This is a genomic window from Dyadobacter sp. SRI_021, assembly GCF_057586235.1.
In genome coordinates, this window is sequence record NZ_JBYCZM010000002.1 from 495275 (window position 1) to 517450 (window position 22176).

Annotated in this window: 25 protein-coding genes; 9 read left to right on the plus strand and 16 right to left on the minus strand. The window is 49.1% G+C overall.

Annotation, left to right across the window (positions count from 1 at the left end):
• Nucleotides 1-54 precede the first annotated feature (54 nt).
• Nucleotides 55-444 carry a winged helix-turn-helix transcriptional regulator gene (locus AC2YIT_RS07330; protein ID WP_430847925.1) on the minus strand — a complete coding sequence of 130 codons (390 nt, stop codon included), beginning with the start codon at nt 442-444 and terminating at the stop codon, nt 55-57.
• Between the two features lie 98 nt (nt 445-542).
• On the opposite strand from AC2YIT_RS07330, the gene AC2YIT_RS07335 reads away from it, so the two are divergent.
• The 3 genes from AC2YIT_RS07335 to AC2YIT_RS07345 all read left to right on the plus strand — a co-directional run bounded on the left by AC2YIT_RS07335 (nt 543) and on the right by AC2YIT_RS07345 (nt 3166).
• Nucleotides 543-1283, plus strand: coding sequence for an SDR family NAD(P)-dependent oxidoreductase (locus tag AC2YIT_RS07335; protein WP_487278771.1), 741 nt, complete (start codon nt 543-545; stop codon nt 1281-1283).
• Between the two features lie 73 nt (nt 1284-1356).
• Nucleotides 1357-1956, plus strand: coding sequence for a Crp/Fnr family transcriptional regulator (locus AC2YIT_RS07340; RefSeq protein WP_487278772.1), 600 nt, complete (start codon nt 1357-1359; stop codon nt 1954-1956).
• Between the two features lie 82 nt (nt 1957-2038).
• Nucleotides 2039-3166, plus strand: a complete 1128-nt coding sequence (locus tag AC2YIT_RS07345) for an oxidoreductase (protein WP_487278773.1) — start codon at nt 2039-2041, stop codon at nt 3164-3166.
• Nucleotides 3167-3179: 13 nt separating this feature from the next.
• Here AC2YIT_RS07345 and AC2YIT_RS07350 read toward each other — a convergent pair whose 3' ends face one another.
• The 3 genes from AC2YIT_RS07350 to AC2YIT_RS07360 form a co-directional block, all read right to left on the minus strand.
• On the minus strand, nt 3180-5126 hold the full coding sequence (locus tag AC2YIT_RS07350) for a M56 family metallopeptidase (protein ID WP_487278774.1): 1947 nt from the start codon (nt 5124-5126) through the stop codon (nt 3180-3182).
• A 20-nt stretch (nt 5127-5146) separates the two neighbouring features.
• Entirely contained in the window at nt 5147-5506 is a 360-nt protein-coding gene (locus AC2YIT_RS07355; protein ID WP_430847935.1) for a BlaI/MecI/CopY family transcriptional regulator, read from the minus strand.
• 86 nt (nt 5507-5592) lie between these two features.
• The gene (locus tag AC2YIT_RS07360; protein ID WP_430847937.1) at nt 5593-6240 is read right to left on the minus strand and encodes a response regulator; all 648 of its coding nucleotides are present in this window, start codon (nt 6238-6240) and stop codon (nt 5593-5595) included.
• Nucleotides 6241-6711: 471 nt separating this feature from the next.
• Here AC2YIT_RS07360 and AC2YIT_RS07365 point away from each other — a divergent pair, with 471 nt between their 5' ends.
• Entirely contained in the window at nt 6712-7341 is a 630-nt protein-coding gene (locus tag AC2YIT_RS07365) for a response regulator (protein ID WP_430847940.1), read from the plus strand.
• A gap of 129 nt (nt 7342-7470) precedes the next feature.
• Nucleotides 7471-8103 (plus strand): response regulator transcription factor, encoded by a 633-nt coding sequence (locus AC2YIT_RS07370; RefSeq protein WP_430847942.1) that lies wholly within the window; start codon nt 7471-7473, stop codon nt 8101-8103.
• A 29-nt stretch (nt 8104-8132) separates the two neighbouring features.
• Here the strand turns inward: AC2YIT_RS07370 and AC2YIT_RS07375 are convergent, their stop codons facing one another.
• Nucleotides 8133-8849, minus strand: coding sequence for an outer membrane lipoprotein-sorting protein (locus tag AC2YIT_RS07375; protein ID WP_430847944.1), 717 nt, complete (start codon nt 8847-8849; stop codon nt 8133-8135).
• Between the two features lie 79 nt (nt 8850-8928).
• Nucleotides 8929-11490, minus strand: a complete 2562-nt coding sequence (locus AC2YIT_RS07380) for a TonB-dependent receptor (protein ID WP_487278775.1) — start codon at nt 11488-11490, stop codon at nt 8929-8931.
• Nucleotides 11491-11858: 368 nt separating this feature from the next.
• Here AC2YIT_RS07380 and AC2YIT_RS07385 point away from each other — a divergent pair, with 368 nt between their 5' ends.
• A complete protein-coding gene (locus tag AC2YIT_RS07385) occupies nt 11859-12725 on the plus strand; it encodes a sensor histidine kinase (RefSeq protein WP_487278776.1) in 867 nt (288 codons plus the stop codon).
• On the opposite strand, the gene AC2YIT_RS07390 is transcribed toward AC2YIT_RS07385, so the two are convergent.
• The 5 genes from AC2YIT_RS07390 to AC2YIT_RS07410 all read right to left on the minus strand — a co-directional run bounded on the left by AC2YIT_RS07390 (nt 12690) and on the right by AC2YIT_RS07410 (nt 16516).
• Nucleotides 12690-13319, minus strand: a complete 630-nt coding sequence (locus tag AC2YIT_RS07390) for a response regulator (RefSeq protein WP_430847950.1) — start codon at nt 13317-13319, stop codon at nt 12690-12692. The two genes, AC2YIT_RS07385 and AC2YIT_RS07390, sit on opposite strands and share 36 nt — an antisense overlap.
• A 334-nt stretch (nt 13320-13653) precedes the next feature.
• Nucleotides 13654-14655: a bestrophin family protein gene (locus tag AC2YIT_RS07395; RefSeq protein ID WP_430847952.1), complete on the minus strand. Its 1002-nt coding sequence runs from the start codon at nt 14653-14655 to the stop codon at nt 13654-13656.
• Nucleotides 14656-14730: 75 nt separating this feature from the next.
• Entirely contained in the window at nt 14731-15168 is a 438-nt protein-coding gene (locus tag AC2YIT_RS07400) for an SRPBCC family protein (protein WP_430847954.1), read from the minus strand.
• 5 nt (nt 15169-15173) lie between these two features.
• Entirely contained in the window at nt 15174-15575 is a 402-nt protein-coding gene (locus AC2YIT_RS07405) for a VOC family protein (RefSeq protein WP_430847956.1), read from the minus strand.
• Between the two features lie 83 nt (nt 15576-15658).
• Nucleotides 15659-16516, minus strand: coding sequence for a TraB/GumN family protein (locus tag AC2YIT_RS07410; RefSeq protein ID WP_430847958.1), 858 nt, complete (start codon nt 16514-16516; stop codon nt 15659-15661).
• A gap of 137 nt (nt 16517-16653) precedes the next feature.
• On the opposite strand from AC2YIT_RS07410, the gene AC2YIT_RS07415 reads away from it, so the two are divergent.
• The 3 genes from AC2YIT_RS07415 (at nt 16654) to AC2YIT_RS07425 (ending at nt 19554) form a co-directional block, all read left to right on the plus strand.
• Nucleotides 16654-16812, plus strand: a complete 159-nt coding sequence (locus AC2YIT_RS07415) for a GtrA family protein (RefSeq protein WP_487279013.1) — start codon at nt 16654-16656, stop codon at nt 16810-16812.
• A 139-nt stretch (nt 16813-16951) separates the two neighbouring features.
• Complete coding sequence (locus AC2YIT_RS07420; RefSeq protein WP_487278777.1) at nt 16952-18010, plus strand: LacI family DNA-binding transcriptional regulator; 1059 nt, start codon at nt 16952-16954, stop codon at nt 18008-18010.
• Between the two features lie 137 nt (nt 18011-18147).
• Nucleotides 18148-19554 carry an enolase C-terminal domain-like protein gene (locus tag AC2YIT_RS07425; protein WP_487278778.1) on the plus strand — a complete coding sequence of 469 codons (1407 nt, stop codon included), beginning with the start codon at nt 18148-18150 and terminating at the stop codon, nt 19552-19554.
• Between the two features lie 8 nt (nt 19555-19562).
• Here the strand turns inward: AC2YIT_RS07425 and AC2YIT_RS07430 are convergent, their stop codons facing one another.
• From AC2YIT_RS07430 to AC2YIT_RS07450, 5 genes are all read right to left on the minus strand, one after another.
• Nucleotides 19563-20006 carry a TlpA family protein disulfide reductase gene (locus AC2YIT_RS07430; protein ID WP_430847967.1) on the minus strand — a complete coding sequence of 148 codons (444 nt, stop codon included), beginning with the start codon at nt 20004-20006 and terminating at the stop codon, nt 19563-19565.
• Between the two features lie 91 nt (nt 20007-20097).
• Nucleotides 20098-20664, minus strand: coding sequence for a DinB family protein (locus tag AC2YIT_RS07435; RefSeq protein WP_430847969.1), 567 nt, complete (start codon nt 20662-20664; stop codon nt 20098-20100).
• A gap of 43 nt (nt 20665-20707) precedes the next feature.
• Complete coding sequence (locus AC2YIT_RS07440) at nt 20708-21241, minus strand: SRPBCC family protein (protein WP_487278779.1); 534 nt, start codon at nt 21239-21241, stop codon at nt 20708-20710.
• 83 nt (nt 21242-21324) lie between these two features.
• The gene (locus AC2YIT_RS07445) at nt 21325-21705 is read right to left on the minus strand and encodes a DoxX family protein (protein ID WP_430847973.1); all 381 of its coding nucleotides are present in this window, start codon (nt 21703-21705) and stop codon (nt 21325-21327) included.
• 12 nt (nt 21706-21717) lie between these two features.
• The gene (locus AC2YIT_RS07450) at nt 21718-21996 is read right to left on the minus strand and encodes a hypothetical protein (protein WP_487278780.1); all 279 of its coding nucleotides are present in this window, start codon (nt 21994-21996) and stop codon (nt 21718-21720) included.
• Nucleotides 21997-22176 lie beyond the last annotated feature (180 nt).

A 22176-nucleotide genomic window follows, 5' to 3' on the forward strand; every position in this document is an offset into this window, starting at 1 on the left:
CGGTGCGCCTTGTGCCGGAATGCTCGCCGCGCAATCATGCACGGCAAATGCGTGTTATTTGATGGTTAGTATAGGACAACGCACGCGTTTTTTGTCCGAGCCCGGCCGGTTCTCGGCGCCCCAGTCGGTAAGGATATTGATTACCGGTTCGAGGCTTTTTCCCAGATCGGTGAGTTCGTATTCCACGCGCGGCGGGACTTCCGGATATACTTTGCGGCTGATGAGCCCATCGCTTTCCATTTCACGGAGTTGGAGGATGAGGATGCGTTCCGACACGGCCGGCAGGCTGCGGCGGAGATCGCTGTACCGCATAGCGCCATTCGCTAGTCGCCATAGGATTGATGGCTTCCAGCGACCACCGATCAGGTCCAGGGTATAGGCCATATCACAATTTCCATTGATCAACATTTCGTTTTCAAGGTTCGTGGAGCTCTGTTTTCGCATAACTTACATTTATGTTAGTACTTGATAATTATGTTAGTACCTGTAAAATTACGAGTAGGTAGGTAGTTTTGCAATGAAATCAAAACCAATTCATCATCATGCAAAACTTGAAAGACAAAGTCGCGTTCGTAACAGGCGGAAGCCGGGGTATTGGAGCAGCCATCGTGAAGAGGCTTGCGGCAGAAGGAGCGAAGGTGACTTTTACGTACGTCAACGGTAAAACCCAGGCAGAAGCCCTTGTGAAAGAACTATCAGAAAAAGGTCTTATTGCCGTAGCCCTGCAATCCGACAACGCCCGGGAAGGAGCCGTTTCTGCGGCTATCGACCAGGCTATTGAACATTATGGCAAGCTGGATATACTTGTAAACAGTGCCGGCGTGTACATAGGCAAGGCATTCGAGGAGCACACTACGGAGGATTATGATTATGTGATGAATGTCAATGTCAAATCCGTGTTTGAAGCATGTCTCACGGCTTCCCGTAAAATGGAGCAAGGCGGACGTATCGTAACGATCGGCAGTTGCATGGCAGACCGCGCGGCGGTACCGCAGGCGACCCTGTATGCGGCGAGCAAATCGGCATTGTCGGGCTTTACCCGCGGGCTTTCCCGCGACCTCGGTCCAAAAGGCATTACCGTTAACCTTATTCAGCCGGGTCCGGTGGATACGGATATGAACCCATCGACATCGGAATTCTCGGATTTTCAGCGCGGTATGATGGCGATTCCGAAATATGGCCGTCCCGAGCACATTGCGGATGCGGTAGCATTCCTCGCCAGTCCAACCAACAGCTACACCACCGGGTCGGTAATCACTATCGACGGCGGCACGTTAAGCTGATTTCAGGTCATGCCGGTAGGATCGGACGGATTAGTTTCCAATATTTGCTGCCGACATCAGGCTGTGAAAACCATTGGAAAAAGACCCGGCATTGCAAAAAAAGATCCTCGACCATGTTCTGCGCCGCATTGAGCTCACGGCGGGCGAGCAGGCACATTTCGTTTCCCTTCTGAAAGTTCGCAAGCTGCTTCCGCGGCAGTATCTTGTCCAGCAGGGTGACATATGCCGGTACGAAAGCTACGTTTGCAAGGGCTTTCTGCGTTCTTTTTACATGGATGAGAAGGGCAACGACCATACCCTGCATTTCGCGATGGAAGACTGGTGGATTTCTGATTCCACCAGTTTTCATTTACAAGTACCGGCCACCCGAAATATCGTCGCGCTAGAAGCATCGGTTTTATTACAAATAGAAAAGGACGACCTCGAACAGCTCTACAGAGATATTCCTGCATTCGAACGCTTCTGGCGGATTCTCGAACAAAAGGGCGCTATCGCACAAGACCAACGTATCCTGAATGCCATTTCCATGACCGGTGCCGAACGGTACGAAGCGCTCATTACCAAATATCCCACTCTCGAACAGCGCATGCCCCAGCGGTACATTGCTTCCTACCTGGGTATTACACCCGTGTTTCTGAGCCAGATACGCAAGCAGCTGGCGCAGCGGTCTTAAAAGAGTTTAAGCGCTTTTATTAAAATAGTTATATGTCCCGTCGCTGATCGGGCCGGTACTTTTGTAATCAAAAAAACAAAGTATGGAGACGATCAGCAAAACGATATTCGATAGTATTGAAATACGCGGCAGGAAACTGGCTAACCGCCTCGTGGTGGCGCCTATGACGCGTGTGAGCGCTACACCAGAGGGCGTACCTACGCAGGAAATGGCAGATTATTACGAAGCATTTGCCGCCGGTGGGTTCGGAATGATCATCACCGAAGGTACTTACACCGACGAGTTGTTCAGTAAAACCAACCGCAACCAGCCGGGGATTGCGAATGAGGCGCATGTGCATGGCTGGAAACGCGTGGTGACAGCCGTACACGAGTACAATGCGCTTATTATAAATCAATTGATGCACGGCGGAGCATTGTCGGAAATAACCGGGGAAACGATCGCACCTTCTGCGGTACAGCCGGTGGGGCTACGGGCTACCGATAATGCCGTATTCCCCAGCCCGTTTCCCATGCCACGTGCCATGCAGACGAAAGACCTGGATGCCGTGAAAGCAGGCTATGTCCGCGCTGCAATGCTGGCACATGAGGCGGGTTTTGACGGGGTAGAACTGCATGCGGCCAATGGTTACTTGTTCGACCAGTTTATCACGCCGCATACCAACCTCCGCACCGATGAATATGGTGGTAATGAGCGGAACCGGCTACGGTTTTTGATGGAAGTGTATCAGGCCGTGAAGGCGGCATTGCCCGCCGATTTCATGGTGGGCATCCGGGTTTCGGAGAGCAAAGTCAATGATCTCACTTACCGTTGGCCGGGCGGTTCGGAAACTGCGCGGCGAATCTTTGAAATACTTGCCGAAATAGACCCGGATTATCTGCACATCGCGGCGGAAGGCGGGCGCTGGGAGCGCGAATGCCGGTACCCTGATGGAACCTCTTCAAACAGCATTGCCAAAAGCCTGCTCAGATCACCTGTGATAGCGAACGGAGGAATGCACGATATCGCGCTGGCGGAGGCATTACTGAACAGTAACGCGGCCGATCTCGTATCGATCGGCCGCGCGGCCATTGCTTGTCCCGACTGGCCTAAACGGACGGCTGCGGGAGAGCCGGTGGTACCTTTCTTCAAAGAGCTGATCAAGCCCAGCCTCACGCTTGCGCACGCGCGACGTGTGCGGGAGCAATGCAACACATCGACATTGTGCTGATCAACACGAATTGCTATTTGGCAGCGAAATCCGGCCGTTCGAAAACTTCATTCACCGGCCGGGTTTCGATCCACCATATTTCTTTGAGTGATGAATCATAATATTTTGCCAGCGGACCCTTGAGCAGCATAATCCTTTTAATGTCCCGTTTTTCGGGTATCAGGTTACTGCTCGCACCGTAAACCTGCCGGAAGCCGTCGAGGAGATAGGGCTCATTTTTGAGTCTGCCTGGATCGAAGGATTGGGTATCTTTAACTTCGACATTTCCTTTTACCAATGCGGCCGGTGGCGCGTCACGGTAGAGTGGAAAGGTGAGGTAAGTTATTTCCGTGGAAAGATTACCGGGCCCGAAATTCCGCCTTTCCTGATCTCCGCTCAACATGTAGGGGTAGTTTTTGAAAGCCTCGTTGATTTCGCGTGGCGTCGCTTCCTTGCCGTCGAGGAAGAGTTTCATTTCACTTTCATAGCCTACAAGTTGCCTTTTACGGTCGAAATAGCCGCCTTTATAAAGAGTGATCACATCTTTAGACCAACGGTGAGTTTTGATATAGTCCACTCTCAGAGCCATTTCTTTTTTGTGAGGTGCTGCATTTTTCAAAAGGTAGGTTTTGAGTTGCACACGGGTGTTTAAAGGGTTGTATTTGTCGTAGAAGGGCTTAGTACCAATAGAATAGTGAAAATTTCTCAGGTCGGGCAGTGCGCGGTTGCGTATGAAATGGTATTCGAATCGTTCTCCGAAATTAAGCCCTCCGTAATACGTCTCGCCCGTTCTGAAACTCATGTAAAGATTGGGGTCATCGTATCCGATGGAATAGGTATGGGCGATTCCTTTTTCTGGTTTAACGGGCAGTTCTGCAAAGTAAAAGCCATCCATGTCTGTTGAAATGGTTTTGACATACGCTTCGTCGTGCGTGATATCCAGAGGCAAATTGGCAATAGGTTTGCCTGTTTCGGCATCCAGGATTATGCCTGCCAAATGCAGAAGGTTTTTGGGCTTTCTCATACTAACCTCGACTGGTGTACGATAGAAGTTAGTCACTTTTCTTCCCCTTGGCACGTCCGGTCTGAATGCTGCCAGTACAACCGCCAGCAGCGGCAGAATGAATAAAAAGCAGGCCAGCAATGCCCGCGGACTGGCATTTTTGTTCATCATCACGATCCTTTGTTTTAAAGAGTGATAACCAAACTGGTTGACCAAAGAGAACTCAGGACCAATGGCAGCTTTTAAGAGCAGATATTGATAGGCTTTCGTATCCGGGTGATTTTCCAGTACCTTCTGGTCGGCAATGTATTCCAGGTTCTGGCGGATGGCACTACGGATCAGCCAAGCGAAAGGATTGAACCAGTTGATAATGCACAGAATTTCGGACCAGATCACGTCCATTGAATGCCACTGCTGCACGTGAATGTATTCATGCAGGATCATGTCCTGCAACTCGTCGGGCTTGTGCAGTTGTGGGTTGTAGAAAATAGACTTTCCGAACGAGAATGGGCTCATGTCGAGGTCGAAATGGAAGATTTTTACGCCGTCGTCTGAAATGAGCCGGGATTGCGACCGGATCCGGAGATAGGAGCGGATGTGTGCCAGCAAGCGCAATGTCATGACCGTCGCACCAACAAGCCAGATGTAAAAAATCCAGTCGTTAGCAGTAAGGGGCGACGACCCGGTGAAAACCGATGGCTCGCCTGGAAGAACCGATGGGAAAGTTGCAGCTTCCGGCTCGGTGATGCGCGTGAGGGCAGGTACGCTTTGCACGAGGACACGCGCAGGAGTGGGCTCGGGAGAGACGAAATGGTTGATGTTAAAAAGCGGGATCAGAAAGCAAAATGCGGAATAGAACCGCAGAAAATGCCGGTTATGACTGTAAAATGTAAGCTTGCGCAGTACCAGGTGGTAAAAAAGGGCGATCACGCCGAGGCTGATCGAAAGTTTGAGCAGGTAATCCGGAAATGCCGACATAGCTGAAAAGGTTTGATAAATCACTTCTTTCCTTCGATCAGACCGATGATTTCCCTTAGTTCGTCGGCTGAAATCTTGTTCTTCTGTGCGAAAAAGCTCACGAGTTCCTTGTAGGAGTTCTCGAAGTAGTCTTTGACGACGTTTCCCATAAACTTTTGCTTGTAGGCTTCCTCGCTAATTACCGGTGCATACAAATAGGCATTGCCGATCAGCCGGCTATTGAGATAGCCCTTCTTTTCAAGGTTTTTGATGGTCGACGCAACCGTCGTATAGGGTGGGACGGGAGGTGTCATAGCCTCCATGAATGATTTTACGCTTCCTTCGCCGGTTTTCCATACCGCGAGCATGGCGTCCTGCTCCTGAGCCGTCAGTTTTTCCATGGTTACGATTTTTTCGTAATTCTACGAATGTTTCGTAGTTATGTCAAATATTCTAGCTAAAAAATTAATTGATAGTTGGTAATTGTCTAAATACCAGGATTTTGGCTTTTGTAGAACTGAACTTTTTTGAACATTTCGATCAGTGTCGAAACTTTCAGTTTTTCGAAGATACGCGCTTTGTAGGTACTGACCGAGCTTTCCGTAAGGTTGAGTTTGATCGCGATTTCTTTCGTCCAATAGCCTTCAATCAGCATGTCCATCACTTCCAGTTCACGTTGCGAGAGGTGTTCGAGCGGGTTCTCGCCATTGGGTTTGTTTTCGAGGGTGTTGCGCAGCAGTTGTTGCTGAACGGCAGTGCTAATGTAGTTACCGACTTCCAGCATGGACAATATCGCCTTTTTGATCTCCTCCTGTGAAGCATTTTTGGAGAGGAAGCCATTGGCACCTGCTTTGATATAATGCAAGGCATAGATCTCTTCTTCGAGGCTCGAAAAGATCATGATCAACACTTTGGGCTGGACTTCCCGGATCCTTGGGATCATATTGAAACCTTCGCCATCCGGAATATTGATATCGAGAATAACCAGGTCTACCTGATTATGAGTGAGTTGGGCGAGTGTCTCACTGAAAGAGCCAGCTTCATGAACGACCACGGGGTTCAGTAAATCGAGAATCAAGAACCGGGTAGCGAGCCTGACAATTGCATGGTCTTCAACCAGTAAGATTTTTTTCATTTTTTAAGGAGGACTTATATTCCGTTTTCGACCGTCTATAACCTTTTGTGACTCAGTGGTTATCAAATAAATACAGTAAATATTAAGTAAAACTCCTATTATTTAATGTAAAACTTATTCAGCGGTCTGTACAAGTTTACAGTTAATTAACCGGTTCGGCAAAAAAAAGTTTTACTATTCGAGACGAAATTTCCGGGTTGGGAAGCGTCCGGATGAGGTTTAAAGTGTATTTCAAGCTCAATTTGAGCCCTCGCTGCTCATTAAGCTTCCAGTCGCTGCAAGTTTTGAATCGAGTTTGTTTGAGTTATATTAGAGAAATTTCTACATTTATATGTAGCGACATGTGTGTAATATTTATTCTTAAATTTACATCTTTGAATTACGAACTAGTTCCAAGTCTGGAACTGGTGAAATTATGACAGTTGCAATAGCGGCTAAATGCCCGGTTTCTGTCAGCCAATCAGCCAATTTATGAATATACTCATTATCGAGGACGAGCCGCTAACCGTGCTGGGATTAAGACAGAAGATCGGTGAAATCAATCCGGTAACGAAGGTCGACAATGCTTCGTCCGTCGACGCAGCCTATGATCTTGCGGGCCGCAATATTTACGAACTGATCATTCTTGACGTCGATATTAAAGGGAAAGCCGGAGCCGGCGTGGTGGAACGGATGAAGACATTATATCCAGGCACGGCCATTCTGGTCATCACAGACCTCGATGAAAGCACGTATGGTCTGCCGTATATGAAGGCAGGTGCAGACGGTTTTTTGTCGAAACTAGCGTCATCGGCACAGTTCGACGAAGCGATCAGGGCAATGATGGTGATGGGAAAATATGCGAGTACTGCCTTACAGCAGCAAATTATTCAGGAAAGTCAGATCAACCGTTCGCTGCGATACGTGAATCCGCTGATGAGTATTTCCGACAGGGAGCGGCAGGTGATGAACCACCTCATTGCCGGGAAATCGACTGGGGAGATTGCAGCCATTCTGAACATCAATAAAACGACCGTCGGGACGCATAAGATGCGGATACTCAAAAAGATGCAGGTTAACAGCCTGATCAAGTTGATCGAGAAAGTTACTATGTTGAGTTGAGCAGATACGCGCGGGGCACATTCGCTGATAGCTAGATATATTTCTACAAATAGCGACAATCTGTCCCTGGTAATATCCCTGATATTGTACGAAATAACATAAACCCTGTCTATCTCGGTTAGCACTTCTATGAAATTCTTATGTATTGAAGATCACCCGCTGATTTTGCTGGGGCTTAAAATGGTATTTGCCGAGTTTTACCCGCAAGCCGTTGTGGGTCATGCGGAGACATTTCCGGCCGCGCTCGCGATCCTCGAACAGGAACGTTTCGATCTGGCTATTCTGAACATCGACATTCCCGGCGGCGAAAACGTCAGGATGATGAAAATGCTGCGCGAAAGGCAAGCCGGGCTTCCCATCCTGATCCACTCGGCATTCGATGAGAAAGTTTATGCTCTGCCATACCTGCAGGCGGGGGCCGACGGGTTTATATCCAAACAAGCACCGCAGGAGGAATTCGTGAATGCCGTGCAAGCCATCCTCGACCACGGCCGTTACGTGAGCTACGATGTGCAGCAAATTTTCCTTTCGAGTTTTGCCGACGTTACCGGCCGCATGACGGGCGGTAACCCGATCGTCACGCTCTCGCCCCGTGAGCGGCGCGTCATGCAGCTCATGACCGAAGGCAAATGGACCAAGGAGATCGCCGCGATCATGAACCTGAAAGAAAACACGATCAGCACCTATAAACGGCGCATTTACGATAAAATGGAGGTAAAGGACCCCATCGAATTGTCAAAAAAAATAGCGTTGTTCAGGTAACAACGCTATCGGGAGGGGAGTCGGCAAACCTACTTCGCCGGCTTCTTGAATATCGCCGGATCCACCGGTGTGTTCACGGTTATTTTGTTGGTAATGAAAGACATTGTTCCCATTTGCGGATTGCTGATTTCCATCGTATTCGCAAATTTCACCCCATCTACTTCTTTGTAGTCCGAGAGCGCAATTTCGCCGTCGTTGCCATTCATCGATACTTTCACTTTGGTTACGAGGTAGGTATTCGCATCCACAAATTCATCGATTACCTGGCCGTCGGTAGTGGTGAGTTTCAGGTGGAAAACGTCTTTCTTGTCGACGGATTCCTTGCCCACGAGCTCCACTTTATTGCCTTTCTCTTTATAATTCACCAGGCCGCCGAATGGATCGAGCGAACTCAGTTGTTGTTTCAATTGGTCAGCAGGCATGTCTTCCGGTTCTCCGGTACCGCCCATCATGGTCGGACGGATCATCCAGCCCTGGCCGTTATCCACCACCTGGATCATCGTATTGCCCATTACAGTAGACTCGTTGCGTACGGATTTGCCTACTACCAGGGTCGTTTTGTTGGGTATTTCCATGCCCTGTACAGCCAGCGAGCGATCGGTGATTACGGTATTTACAGCCTTGATCTTGTCGAGTCCACCCAGGGCGGCGACGTGTTTATCTACGATTTCATCCACAGTCTGCGCGTAAGAGGCGGTAGAGACGAGCGCCACGGCCATTGTCCAAATTAGTTTGTTTGTTTTCATACCGAAGTTTGTATTTGAGTTTAACAGGCTTGTGTAAGTTTCATTTAATATCGTTGTGCCGTAACCTGGCGGGGCGCGCCTAGCGGGGAGCATTTCCGCCGCCGCCCTGGCCGCCACCGCCGCCTTGTTGTCCGCCGCCGTCGCTTTTCACGTCGTCGTTGTTGACCGACTTGGCCTTTCTTTTCGGTTGCTCCATCGTCATTTTACCAATTTTATAGGTAAATGTCAGACGAAACCCACGGTTGTAAAGGTATACGTCATTGACCTGGTTGAATTGCAAGGAAGTCAATTCGGTATGCATTTTAAACCTTTTGCTCAGGAAGTTTTCAGCAGCGAGACCGAGGCTGGCCTTTTTGTTGGCAAATTCTTTCTTCACACCAATCGTATAGAAACCGAAGCCGCCCTGCTTGCCTTGCAGCTGAATCTGCTGGCCCTGCATGAATCCGAACGCCTGCGCGCCCCAGCCATTTCCGAAGGTAGCCTGCGAGAAGATACCACCGCTGATGTTTATACCGTCATTATCGATTTCCTGCGAAAGTCCGTTTTGTCCGATTGTCTGGCCGGTCAGTTTGGTATAGAATGCATTGGCGAATATCCCGAAGTTGATCTTCGATGTAGCTGCAATGTTGGCGAAAATGTTGGCGCCGTAAGCGTGCTGCTTACCGATGTTCTCGTACGTTGTCACGATCGCGCCATCGAGCGAATCCGAAGGCTGGCGCACCTGTGAAATCGCATTGTTGGTAAAGCGGCCGAAAAATGTCGCATTTACATACGTCTTCTTGATATTCTTGCTCAGACCGAGCTCGTAGTTGTTGGTTAATTCAGGACGGAGCTCCGGGTTACCGACGGTGATGTTCTGCGGGTTGGCTGAGTTGAAGTTCGGGTTCAATTGTTGGAGACCCGGGCGCTGGATGCGGCGGTTGTAGCCGAGTTTCACGGTTGTTCCCTTAAAAGTCTTCGAAGCATTCACGCTGGGTACCAGCACGCCATAGTTTCCTACACCCACAACACCCTCGTTGGTACTTGCGTCGATGAACGTGTGTTCGTACCGCAGGCCTCCTTTCAATGTGTAGCGCTTTTTAGTGGTATAAGTATAGGATGAATACGCTGCCGCGATGTTCTGATGGTAGGTCAGGTCTCCCGCAGGCTGATCGAGTTCGGGACGATAGTCACCTGTCGGTTCGGCGATCAGGAAGCTGTACTTGCTCTTTACTTCCCTGAAAATCCCTTTTCCGCCGAATTCGAGCATCTGATTTTTCTTGATAGGCGTCTGGTAATCCGATTGAAGCGTGAACTCCTGGTTGATGCTCTTGTTGAGGTTGCGTTGCCGGGAAGTCAGTTCTTTTTCGGTAAAAATATCTGCATCGAAGTCGTTGGTGAGATCGTTGCGGCTGTATAGGGTCGACACGCTCCATTCTTGCTGGGGCTTGAACGTATGCAGATAATCGACATTCACGTCCACGGTTCCCGAAAGGTTGTCTGCTGCGACATTGCGTGCCGAGGCCTCATCCGGGTTGCCGGTTTTCATGAGTCGGGTGACGAGGTCCTGCTGGTTCGAGAAGTTTCGCACACCGTATTTCACACCTGCCGTAAGGCTCTGGTTCTTGGCAATATCATAGTCGAAGCCCAGGTTATAGTTCCCGAAAAGCCCGTGGCTCGAACCGTCGCCGGTCTGGCGTGTGATAGTGGTAATGTCTTTTACGACGCTGGTTTGCTCCAACGACGTTTTGGTAACTGTATTATACATGCCACGTCCGAACCCGCCGATGGTGAAACCGGCCTTGCCTTTGCGGTAGCCGCCATTCAATGCGAGCATCGAGCCGCGGTTTCCTACCCCGGCGTCGATATTCAGGTTGAGGCCTTGCAACGAGTTCTTTTTAGTGATAATGTTGATGATCCCGCCTGATCCTTCGGCGTCATATTTCGCCGAAGGGCTTGTAATCACTTCCACCGATTTGATCTGATCGGCCGGGATTTGTTTCAATGCATCGGCTACGCTGTTGGCGATAATGGTACTGGGTTTGTTGTTGACCAGCACGCGGATATTCTGACTGCCACGCAGCGAAACGTTGCCGTCGAGGTCTACGGTAAGCAGCGGAACCTTGCGCAGAATGTCGGTAGCATCACCACCTTTTGCAGTAATATCTTTTTCCGCATTGTAAACCAACCTGTCCACCTTTTCCTCGATTAGTGCGGCCTGCCCGGTAACGGTTACTTCGTTGAGGGTTTTGGTGTTGGAACCCAGATTGATCGTGCCGAGGTCCATATCCTGGCCTTTGGAGAGCTTGATGTTGTCGATCGTTTTGTTGGCATAACCAATAAAGGAAATGAGCACCTTATAGTCGCCGGCAGCGAGTTTGTTCAGCGCAAATTTTCCCTTTTCGTCAGCCACGGTACCGTCCACTGCCTTATTGTTGGCTTTGTCGTACAGGGCAATGCTCACAAATTCAATTGGTTTTGATGAAGCTGAATCTACAACAGAGCCGGTTATCTTGGCCGACCCCTTTGGGCTTTGGTCGCCGGCTGTTCCCGGCAGGGCTTTGGGCTGGCTGCTTCCTGTGCCTGGGAATTGGGCAAATGCCGGGGATAGGAGTGAGCTGGCAAGGATGGAAAAAATGAGGAGAATTCTTCGCATTTTCATGGTTTTAGTAAATGACGCAACAAAAATGGTAGCGCACGCGCAAGCCTGAAAGGGAAATATGACAAACGCCGGATTATGAAGGATGGATGAATGGATCAGCGCGATAGATGAAAAGTGCAAAGACGGTCCCAGCTCTGGTCCATGCTGTTGACTTTTTAAGTTAACCCTATGTTTTAGGCAGGATTTATTTACTATTTCTAGTGCTTATGTAGAAATTATGTTAAAAATATTGACACTTTGTACCAATATTTACTACAAAAATGATTTCTTTGTATAACAATAATAAAGTACCCTTCGCGAACTAAGTTCACTGAAAAATCCCAAATCTAATCCGGTGGTGAATTATGATCTTTCAATGGATCTGTGTCATGGTTTTGACAGTGGTGTCCCTGCTGGCTTTTCTTCTGTGGGTGCGGGACCGTTACTTCCGCCTCGATCTTGCGAAAAGAGAATTGGAACAACAGGTGGAAGACCTGTCGCGAAGGCTTGAATACAGCAATGGACTGAAACAGAAAATCACGATGATGATCGCCCATGATCTTCAATCCCCGCTGCATTTTCTGAATGTTCTTTCTGATCATGTATCGCGTTTTGCAGCCAATAATCAGCTTCCCGAAGTGAAGGCGGGCACCGAGGAAATCAAGAAAGCGACCAGCAATATCCATGCCTTTGTGAAGGAAGTTAATTTATGGGCCCGCTCGCAGCACGAAAACTTCCACCCGGCCCGGCATTCGTTCTCATTTAATGAACTGGCGGGGGAATTGCAGCAGTTTTTTGAAGATATGGTACTGCTCAATAAGAATGTGCTGCTGGTGGATTGCCCGGAAGATGTTTTCGTTTATACCAACCGTGATATTCTGAAAGCAATCCTGCGAAACCTGATCGACAATGCCAACAAACATACGCGCGGTGGAGAAGTGCGGCTAGTTTTAACCAATTCAGAAAATGGCCCCGTGCTTACCGTCAGGGACAACGGAAGCGGAATGCTTGCCAGCGAGTTGGAGAAAATTCAGCGCCGGCTCTCGAACCCGGTCGTCAATGCGCCGGTGGAACCGAATAGCCGGCTCGGTTATCAGTTGGTCGCGGATTTCGCGCATACGCTGGGCTTCACAATGTCCGTTAAAAGCAGCCAGGGTGCAGGCACGTCCGTGAGTATAGGCGGCCTGGTAATGCACAGCCCGTTTGGTTCCTGGCTGCATTCAGCCGAGGTTATAGGCGTCTGCCAGCCTGACTAATGCACTTCTATTCTCAATATTGAGCTTCTTGAATATCCTTCGCTTGAACGTATTGACCGATGTGTACTGAACTTGTAGAATCTCACTGATTTGCGTAACGGAATAATCCTTGGCGAGGTAAATCGCCACCTGAAATTCCCTGGTAGTAAGCTGATCGAAAGGATTGGCCGATTTGCCCGCCAGCGTGTCGTTTATCAGGATCGTAGCCAGGTTAGGACTCGCATAACGTTTTCCATTCAGGATGGTAGTTACCGCTTTCAGAAGTTCTTCTGGCGACGAATCCTTTTCCAGGTAACCATGTGCGCCCTGTTGCAACGAGCGTTTGCCGAAAATGCTTTCGTCATTCATGGAAACTACCAGTACCTTGGTATTTATGTGAAATTCCAGAACCCATTGCAGCAGGACAGTCGAATCCGTCTCCGGCATGTTAAGGTCCAGCAGCAGCAGGTCGTAAGCATGCAAGGCAAACTGCGCTTTAACCGACGCTCCGTCCCAGCTTTCGTCAATCTGGCTGTCTTTGAAAAGGTTGTGAAGTGCTAATTTAAGCCCGTAACGCACCAGCGAATGGTCGTCGGCTATTAGTATTTTCATCATTTATCGGACGTTGAGAATATAATGGCCGGCAATATCGCAACATTTCCAGCGGTTCTGCAAATAAACCTCAGCGCGAAAATAACCGCATTCCGCCCACCAAGCCTGATTTTTTTGACTACCGGTATATCGCAGACAACCTCATTGCTATCCGGCCGGATTCATGAATATCCGTAAATAAACAGCACTGGTTGTTTGGGCATATGTTTAAGATATTGAATTTCAATTATTTAAAATGAACAGTCGGCTTTGGCTCGACATTTGTGCGATAAAATGTAGCAAATGGATGCGCGCCCATATTACGAGAAGGACGTATTTAGGAGAATTTGATTTAGTCCTAAAACAACGTTCCCGAGTAGCTCGAAAACTTCGCGGGCAGGTCGGTTTCGTCAAGCATTTCTTTCAGATCTATTTCAATGTTTCGGATGATGGTGCTGATGGGCGTGTCGTTCAGCAGGCCCTCGAAAGGGTTTTCGCTGATATCACCCACGTATTCCATAAACATGAAAACCCAGGAGACGATCATATTGAACGGAATCAGCAAAAACATATACTTCTCGCCCAAATCCACAAACTGAGGCAGCAGACCGAACGGTAGTAAAGTCATGAAAATGAATATAAAAAGCATTGACGTGGTTGCATATTGGCGCGGGAATGGCGTGTTTTTGATCCTTTCGCTTTTGCCTTGTTCGTCGTAGAGTTTCGAAATAAGATCTTGTAAAGCCACATGCTGGTAGGCATCGAGCGAGCCGGCGCGGCGAAGGTCGCGGATGTGTTGTGATTGCAGGTCGAGGATCTGCGTCGCCTGGTTCTTTTTATCCTTGATGGACGCCAGTTCTGGCTCGCACAGGTGTTTCGCGATTTCCACGTCACAAGGTACTTGCGAACGCCTGAATGCCTTGCGCTGGCGTTCGCTCGCGCGGTCGGTGTGCTCCCAGTTGGTTCTTTGGACCATGGTGTTTTTCAATGCGTACAGCCACGCGATGTGCCGGTATATGATGATGCGATTCTCCCGGGCGGCGGTAATGTTGTCCGAGTCGGGCGAACAGGTCGTAAAGGAGCGGACGGCGGCGCTGAACGACCGGCTATGGTTCGTAATGGCGCCCCACACTTTACGGGCCTCCCAGCTGCGGTCGTACGACTGGTTGTTTTTAAAGCCCACAAAAAATGCCGTAGCCGTACCGACGAGCGACACCGGGAGCCAGGGGATCGCCACCCATTTCCAATCGAGATAGTCGTACACAAAAATGGCGATGGAGCCCGTAGCGATCGAAAACAGGACCATCCGCCAGGAATAGTAGTAGACGATAACAGGTGAGAGGTAGCGATTGATGTACATAAGGAGCTATTGAGTGATGGGAGTGAGTAGTTTTTCAGCTCCTAAAATGCAAACAAATCGCTTCCGAGGCAATCGTTACGACGTTTCGGCTACTTCTTTGAGCAAATGCAGCGCAGTTTTCCAGTAAAACTCCATGTGTTTAAATATCTCGAAGGTGAGCAAGTTACTGATGGAGAGGGTTAGAATCGTCTGATTGCTGGTTTCTTGGAGCCCGAAGCGAATAATGGAATAGTTTTCCGGAATGTCGGTGACCATCGAAAGTGAACTCCAATGGGTATATTCCAGTGCATTTGGCGCGTCGAATCGGAGGATTTTTCCCCTGTTTTCAAATACGAGCCCATGCAAATCGCCGCGTTCGAGGCGTGTTCCGCCTTCGCGCCATTCCGTAAGGATTTCAACCGGTGTATCGAGCATCCATTTGGCGATCAGCTCGGGTTGGGTAAGTGCGGCCCAGACGTTTGGTATGGGGGCAGCGACTGATATTTCAAGACCGATGGGTTTGTTTTCGTGCACGGCTATTACGCTTTCGGCCTCCCAAAATACAACAAATACCCATCCGCATCTTTCACCTCAAACCCCCGCAATCCATCATCATTGTTGCAGATAGGCAGAAAGAACTCCACATTCCGCGACGCAAACTCGGCAGCAAGCGCGTCGGGATCGGGCACATACATATAGGCGTCCCAGCGCATAATGCCTTGTTTGACGTCACGTGTATGGTTCGGCACTGGTTCCACACCGATAGCTTTCATCATGATCATCGCGGCGCCGCGTTCAACGATCCCGAAGAAGATATCGTTTTCGTGCGGACCCTGGTAGGTGATTTCGAAACCCAGAAAATCGCGGTAAAATGCTAATGCCACCGGGACATCTCTGACGATGAAGCAAGGGGCGATACAATGAATTGCCGGGTTGGTCATGAGACGAGTGGAGGCTATTGAAGGAATTTTTGCAGCAAGGATCAAGCGTTGAATGCAATGGGCACTTTAAATTGGCCAATTAACTAAAGATTAACAGGCCTCAATATATAACCTTTACTTTTGAGTAATTGAATCAAGCCTGTTTTATATTGCAGATGTTTGAATCCTACCGCGATAAAGCAATTTCCTTCTGACATTTTTTCTTCAATTTTAGGAACCCAATGAGCATTTCGGTCAACGGTTAGCTTTCCGAGACTTACATCGACTTCTTCATCAAGTTTTAGCGGCTGGCTTAACGTTTTGGAATATAATGAGAGGCTCTTTATTTCTTCCGGAGCTTGCTTTTGAAAGGCTGTTTTATCATTAATTACATCCACCAGCATTTTTGCGATATTCCGGTAACCCAGACCATTTATTGCATCGTCTACTTCTTTCGGATTATCTAACTGAAAAACGGGTTTGTTCAATCCATTCAATCGGTTCATGAGAACGCCATCAAATGGCTCATCCTGCTTATTTTTATCTTTCAGTTGCATTGTGAGGGCTATTTGAAACATTGACCAAAGATCAGCATCATTGGTGTGTGGTCGGATACTGCCGTATGGCGACGCGGTGAAGAAGCTATCCACGGTTGCATATTCTGCCGGCGTAAAGAGCGAATCGAGTGGAGGCTGGGTCGTTTGAATCGGAGGAGGAGCGACACCGATATGTGAGCCGCCGGTTTCAAAAAGTGCGAAATCGCAGCTGGTAGCTATGCGCATCACCTGTGGAAAGCTATCAAGCAGAGAAATGGAGGCTACATGGTGAGTTCCAAATAGAAACGATGAACCTTTCAGCCCGTTACCGCTGATCTCCCACAATACCGACTGGTTGTCCTGCCCGAACACTGCGCAGGCACAGTTCAGGATCGCAAATAGGGTAAGGAGCAACGCTTTTTTCATGATGTTTGCTGGTTTTGACTTGAAATGAAGTGTTTTAAACCACTATAATAGTTTCGATTTTGTCTTGCCTCATCACCGTTTATGGCGCTGCCATTTTATATGATTTTTCAAAATCGTGGCTGGGTACCTTCACTTTTTTGATCCCTTTTTCAGTGAAGGAAGTTAATTTGAATAAACTGCTTTCACAAATAGCAGCAATGGGCGCCAGCTTTTTAAGCAATTACATTCTGCATAAGCAATTTACCTTCCGGGATACCGGCTTCTATGACCGGCTCAAAAGATTGCTGCGTATCTGAGTCGCATTTGAACAGTGCGTGACGGTAAATGTCGGCGGATTTCCCCTTTTAACACCAACAGATAGCGCCGAGCGGGGCAGCTTCCTTGCAGGAATGCCCGTGCAACGCCTATATTTATCCCTTCGAACGAAACCTTTGAATGGAAAAAGAGAATGAATTGTTCGGCGTGAAGGAAATCGCCAGGCGCGCCAATGTCTCCACCGCTACGGTCGATCGGGTACTGCATAACCGGACGGGTGTTTCGGAGAAGACCAAGGCGAAGATCAATGCGATCATCAAGGAGATGGACTACCAGCCCAATATCCTTGCCAGCCGGCTGGCTTCCAAAAAGATCATTAACCTCGCCGCATTGATACCCGACGTGTCGGAAGAAACGGATTTCTGGTCGGCACCGCTGAACGGAATACGCCGCGCAGAGGCAGAAATGAAGCAGTATGGGGTGCAGGTGCAGGTGTTTTTGTTCGATCTGAATGATAAGGATTCGTTCGCGGACCAGATCCGGCGTGTGCTGGATGCAGGTTTTCACGGAATCCTGATTTCCCCTTCGTTCATTGAGGAAACCCGGAAGTTTGCGGCAGAATGCATGCGACGGAAAATCCCGTACGTTTTCATCGATTCCGATATTCCCGACCTGCACAGCCTCTCGTACATAGGCCCGCATCTGCGCAAGAGCGGGTACGTAGGCGCGAAGCTCCTGACTTATCGGCTGGAACCGGAGAAGAAGGTGCTGATCATCAATATTTCCAAGGAGATTGACAACTACAATTACCTCGAAATCGAGGATGGTTTCAGGGCGTATTTCAATGACAATAACCAGCCAAACGAGATCGTGCGGATCGATATCCGCGAAACGGACTACCAGTCGGTGGCACGGCACCTTACCTACGTGTTCCATTTAAATAAGGATATCGGCGCCGCTTTCGTCACTAATTCGCGTGTCCATACGGTCGCATCTTTCCTGAAAAACAGCCACCGAACGCACGTATCGCTGATCGGCTATGATTTTGTGACGGAAAACGTAGACTACCTGGAAGATAATGTAATCGACTTTCTGATCTGCCACCGTCCCGATGACCAGGGGTACCGCGGCATAATGGCGCTTTACCAGACGCTCGTCGTCAATGCACCCGTTACGAAGCAGAATTATATGCCTATCGATATCGTAACAAAGGAGAATTACGAGTTTTATCAGAATTAATTCCCGGAAAATGCGGCCCGCATTTCCGAAAACGGGTTGAACGTGCTTTGACGGGCATTTGGGAATAAAATTGAAATATTGGATCAGGGTAGCTGCCTGATATCGAGTCTGGTTATTAGAAACACATTCCCAAACCCATGATTTCCGGAAAACCTGAACACTTCTCCCGACGCGAATTTGCCCGCCGAGCGGGTATACTGGCTGCCGCCGGTATGCTTGCGCCTGAAAACCAATTCCCGAACCCATTTTCGAAACCTGCCGTGAAGAAAATCACCATTAAGAATGTTAGCTCCAACTTTGAGCGGGAGCCATTAAACCCTTACCGTTTCAAAGGCAGTGCCATTACCGACAGCTGGCAGGCTGTTGCCATGCTGGAATCCGACTCGGGTATCCGCAAAGTAGGCCTGGGTACACAAGGCGTATTATGGTCGGATTCGAAAGTCTTCGCTGCCCATTCCGAAAGTGCCGGTAATGCATTGATGTACGCCATGAGCGAGCATGCTTTGCAAATGATCAAAGGGACGTCGTTCAACGATCCGGTGCAGTTGCTCGATGATATCCTGCCCGAAGTGCTTGCTTATGGCAAGAAAATCACCGGTAATCCGAACCTGCGGAAGACCTTTGCATTGAATGCCCTCGTATGCGTGGATAATGCCGCCTGGCTGCTTTACGCGCAGGAGAACGGCATGAAGCAGTTTGATGAAATGGTGCCTGCCGCCTACCGGCCCGGACTTTCCTACCGGCATGAGAAGGTGGCGAGTATCCCTTCATTTGCGGTCGGTACTACGCCGGAGCGCATCAAGCAGGCGGCCGATGAAGGTTATTTTATATTAAAACTCAAAACCGGCGCCGCGGGAACGCAGCAGGAGATGATCGAGAAGGATATCGCCTTCCTGACGGCGGTACACAAGGCGATCGGTCACTACGAAACGCCTTATACCCAAAATGGGAAGATTCCTTACTATTTCGATGCGAATGGCCGTTACGAGAAGAAAGAAACACTGCTCCGCTTTCTCGATCATGCCCAAAAAATCGGTGCATTCGAGCAGATTGCGGTGATTGAGGAGCCGTTTGAGGAAAGCAACGAGGCCTTTGTGGGAGACCTGGGTGTGCGGGTGGCTGCGGATGAAAGCGCGCACACGGTAGAGGACGCCGCACACCGCATTGAGCTCGGGTATTCGGCGATTGCGGTGAAAGCGATTGCCAAGACGCTGAGTATGACCATGAAAATCACCCAGCTCGCCTATGAAAAAAAGGTACCCTGCTTCTGCGCCGACCTTACGGTGAATCCTATCCTGGTCGACTGGAACAAAAATGTGGCCGCCCGTTTACAGCCTTTCCCCGGAATGTCGGTAGGCTTGCAGGAAACGAACGGCCATCAATATTATAAGAACTGGGAAAAGCTCACCACTTTCCATCCGATGGCGAATGGAAGCTGGACAAAAACGCAGAAAGGCGTGTACCTTACGGATAAGTCGTTTTACGCCGAAAGCGGTGGAATTTTAGCGCCTTCGGCGCATTATGAAGCGATGTTTGCCAACTGAAACGGCTCTCAGATCTGCTTCAATGCTTTGAAAATTTCGGCGTGCGGCTGTTCGCCTTCGAATGTCCTCACCAGGTTTCCTTTTTTGTCGTAAATGGCAATGTAAGGGAACGAGCGGATCTGGTAATAGCGCTGCACAAGGTAGGAGGTCCCTTCTGTACCCACTTTGAAATTCGGGTAAGTACCGAGGCTGTATTGGCTCACAAATGGTTTCAGCATGTCCATGGCCTGAAATGTGACCATAACCACCTGTTTGTTGGCAACCACGCTGGAATTTTTCAGCAGATCTTTGGTGAAGCTCTGGCAGTGTTCGCAATCCGGTGAAAAATAGATGAGTACCACCGGCCCGGCCGCGAGCTGCGACGACGTGTATTGCTGGCCATTAACAAGCCGGATTTGAAAAGGGGCTATTTTTTTACTGGTGGCAGCAACCTGGGCATGGCTGTTAGACATGCCGACCATCAACAATAACAAAAATGATAACTTACGGAACATAGTACCTGGATCGTAAAAATGAGTCCGCAAGTTATCAATCTTTGAGGTATCAGAGGTTGGATGCCCCACTAACTTTTTCCGAAATATTGCGCAGCTGGCGGGTATGCCTTTTCGAATGGCACAATACAAATTGCATCCATTCCCAGCGGGTAAGGTTGGCGATTTGGGGGAATTCGAAATCCGTACACGTAAGCGTGAGGTCTTCGTTGGCTGCAATCTCGCGGATCGCCGCGCGTTCTGCCTTGAATGCTTCGAGCAATTGCTGCTGATCGTGCGGGCCTGCCGACGGGATGATGAATTCAGGCGCTTGATACCTGGCCGTGAAATCGAGGAATATCGATTCGATCACGGGTACATATTGCGCCACCGGGCGGTCGGTTTCCTCGGTTGAGCCGAGTACCGTCTCAGGAATGCCGGATTCGGCCATCAGGATATGTTCAACGACCTGTCCGGCTGTCCAGCTGCCTTCGAACGGGACGATATTGACCTGCCCGGGACTCAATGCGGCAAGGATTGAGTAAAAGTCCTGCTCGGTTTGATCGAGGTCGTGCAATAGCTGTTTCCGGTCCACTGCTTCGTTAGTTTTCGCTTCCGCGGGTGATGAAATGATTGACATAGTTTTTGAATGGATTAGTTGTTGATGGGTCAATTCCGTGTCCCTATTTTTCTAAAATGCCTTTCAATGTCTGAAGGCTCTGTTCCAGATCGGCACCAAGCATGCTGTCCATGACGGTGTTCATCAGGTTCATGGGATAGGCACTTCGCCCGCTCATTCCCCACGACACTTTGGTTTGCGTCGGCGAAATGGCTTCGGTGGTCATCTCGGTCGTGGCAAGTCCTTCGAAGGGTCTGATGAACCGTACTTCAAGGTTGATTTTTTTACCCTCGTCGAGCAACTTAATTTCTTCTTCTCCTTTTCCCACGTCGTCTTTCTGGCTATCCCAGGCGTATACAAAGCCGACTGTACCGTCAGTCCCCCGGTAGTCCTTTTTCATATTCGGGTCCATCATCACCCATTTATTATAATGCTCCTGGTTTTTAATGAATTTGACATAGTCAAATACCTCCTGGCTGGGTTTGTTGATGGTGATCTCCCGTTTGACGCTGTATTCCTTGCTCACAAAAAGCGCGGCCACCAGCGCCAGTACAATGATTCCTGCAACGACAAACAGGATTTTCTTAATGATCTTCATTTTTGAGATGTTTTAGGTTAGAAGATTGGTAATAAGTTGGTTATGGAATTGGCATAAAGACGGGGCCTCGAGCCCGGGCGTCACTAAGCAGTGGCAAAAGTTTGCCGTTGCAATTTGTGATAATAGATATAGGATACCGCGATAAGGGCAAATCCGATGATAAAACCTGCCCACATATCGGGGCCGTCACCGAATGCAATGTGCGAATAAAACGCGCCGAACAAATCATAAAAAATACCCGCATAGGCCCATTCCTTAATCCTGGGATAACCAGGAACGAGGATCGCAATGACGCCGAGAATTTTGGCAACGCCCAGGAAGGGTACTATATAAGCCGGATAGCCGATACGTGTTACGTGCGCGACCGCCTCGGGTGCGGAAATGGCGTCATACACCGCACCAATGCCGATCATGATGGCCAGCAAGCCGGTAACAACCCAGTAGATGATCCGTGTCTTTTTCATAGTTGATGTAGTTTATATGGTTGTAGAATGGGTAGGACTCGCAAAGCTGCCGGGGCGCCCGGTTTCGGAATAAACATCATCCAGAACGGCTGCTTCATAACCGAAGCTTTCCAGTAGCCCTATGACGCTGGTATTGCATATCGCTGCGCCTTCACAACTGATCCGCAATACTTTATCGCAATCTTCAAGATCGAAGGTGGCCCGGTAGCCTGTAAATGCAAGGCAAATCAGATCGATGAGTAACTTCGCCTGGCTCTGCTTCTCTACGGTTGTTTTGAATACCTCTACCATTTGTTCCGATCAGTTTTGGAGCTGTTTTGATCCGCGCTGTTTAGCATTATTCCGATGTTACAAACTAAGTGGGTTCTACGAAGAAAAACAGATGTGATTTGCGACATTGTCAGGGGGTGATTGTGACAAAGGGAATTAGCCCCTTGTTGCACCGATTGCTAATCCATATCTCTCACATGC